The organism is Aetokthonos hydrillicola CCALA 1050 (assembly GCF_017591665.1).
In the GTDB taxonomy this organism is placed as follows: Bacteria; Cyanobacteriota; Cyanobacteriia; order Cyanobacteriales; family Nostocaceae; genus Aetokthonos; species Aetokthonos hydrillicola.
The window spans coordinates 1-1700 of record NZ_JAAKGC010000362.1 but is presented as its reverse complement, the minus strand read 5'-3'; the positions used below and the strand labels follow the sequence as shown (position 1 = coordinate 1700).

The 1700-nt window shown below is 37.5% G+C and carries 3 protein-coding genes; 1 reads left to right on the top strand and 2 read right to left on the bottom strand.

What is annotated here, in order from left to right:
• Positions 1-109 precede the first annotated feature (109 nt).
• Positions 110-748 (top strand): hypothetical protein, encoded by a 639-nt coding sequence (locus G4P69_RS37945; protein ID WP_208341833.1) that lies wholly within the window; start codon positions 110-112, stop codon positions 746-748.
• A 39-nt stretch (positions 749-787) separates the two neighbouring features.
• Here the strand turns inward: G4P69_RS37945 and G4P69_RS37940 are convergent, their stop codons facing one another.
• Complete coding sequence (locus G4P69_RS37940; RefSeq protein WP_243902400.1) at positions 788-1033, bottom strand: hypothetical protein; 246 nt, start codon at positions 1031-1033, stop codon at positions 788-790.
• A 275-nt stretch (positions 1034-1308) separates the two neighbouring features.
• Positions 1309-1515, bottom strand: a complete 207-nt coding sequence (locus G4P69_RS37935; protein WP_208341831.1) for a hypothetical protein — start codon at positions 1513-1515, stop codon at positions 1309-1311.
• Between the last annotated feature and the right edge of the window lie 185 nt (positions 1516-1700).

Here is a 1700-nt window from a genome sequence, read left to right as displayed (position 1 = left end):
CCCCTTTTATAAGGGGGGGTTTAGGGAGGGGTAAAAAAATATTTGATACATCAATTATGACTTTTCAAACATCCTCTTGAGAGGCAAGCGACAAATTTTTCAATTCAAGATGAACATACTCGATGAAATAACGGCAACGTTTCAAGAGCCTAATACAATTCTACCAAGAATTTTTGAAGAGTATATTGTCTGGAAACCAGAAGGAAAACAATTGATTTTGAAACAAAAAATGGTTTTACTTCTGTGTCGACAAGCTCAATATAGAGTCAAGCAAATAATAAACTTAGAACTAGACCCTCAAGAGGGATTTATCGCTACGATAGAACACAATAATATTCCAATAAAATTACATTTTACGCCTGAGAAAATAACTCTCAATGAAGATTCTCTTGAAGGGGAGCTTCGCTTACTACAACCCCCTAAGTTTGAGCCAGGACCTACAATCTACAGTTACCTCATAGCAGGGTTAAAAACGTTTTTGGGTGGAAAAATTGCTGATAAACCTTTACCAAAAGAGGTTAGGGTTGAAAATGATAAGGTATATTACACTCTTGCTCAAAATCCATCAAAGCTTTTAGATGCTCTTTCACATAATCTTGAAAATGGTTCAGCTTTGATGATTGATATGAAACAAGGAGAGTTAACTATTGAAACTTCTTATGCTTTGAAACAAATTTCTCAGAAAAAGATGAGAAAATGGGGCCAAAAAGTGCGGAAATATATATATAACAATTATCTCAGGAAATAAAAATAACATCGGGAAGCAAGATGCTCGATTATAGAACGACTATTTTGAAACCTGCGGGCTCCGAATCAGCACATGTCCCTTGTCACTTTCTTGAACAGCCAATACTAATGGTCGTTCATCTGCTTTCGCGTTTGCAGATAATTCTCGAAACAAGTAAATCCAACCACCTCGTTCCAAAAGTAAACGCCACACTCGCGGTTGTTTTGGATTACTTGTGTCTGTATCTTCTGTTCCGCGAATATCGTCAAATAAACCTCGATCTCCAATAATTTTATAACCTTTCAAAGCAGGATTAGTAAAGGGATTGTCGAGTTTACGTCACTCGAAGGCTCAGAAATTCGTAGCTCGTAATTGTTTTTCAGGCGGGGATTTGAACCCCGACTGAAATTAGAGAAAAACCTCAGTGATTAAATTATCTGGTGGAAAAATTACGTAAGTCTTAGGATAAAGTGAAGCGCATTTTGACTAATGCAATACTGAAGGGAAAAATAACGGTTAGATAGTTTTAGATTACAACAGACAGATCTTCCGGCAAGATATTTGAGAAATTAGATTCCTAATTAGGAATGGCTCTCTCTAATCTGGTGATTGGCTATCTCGTCTGGAGATGCTGCTCTATCGCGTATCTCTTCTGTTGTTGCTTCACTTCTAATTTTTTCTTCCCATGAGTAGTTGCATAGCTTAGTACCGACAACAGTACCTAAGGTTGCGTTAATAGCAAAGGCGAAGCTATCGGTAAAAACAAAATCCATTGCTCGATTAATCATAAATTCCTTACAGCTGTAGTTAGAGAGTACAGATTACTTCACATGCGAAGTTTCCTATTCCGGAAAAGAATCACTATTTTTCTGGTAGAAATACGGAATGTCTTTTAAGCAGCTGTAAAGACCAGAAGAAAGTAGAGAATGACCTCAGTAATATCGCATAGTTTGCTCGCCGGGGGAGCGCGGGA

What these genes read in the sequence shown, in the direction of transcription:
- G4P69_RS37945 (WP_208341833.1), top strand. Translation starts at nt 110, where the DNA reads ATGAACATACTCGATGAAATAACGGCAACGTTTCAAGAGCCTAATACA.
- G4P69_RS37935 (WP_208341831.1), bottom strand. Translation starts at nt 1,515, where the DNA reads ATGATTAATCGAGCAATGGATTTTGTTTTTACCGATAGCTTCGCCTTT.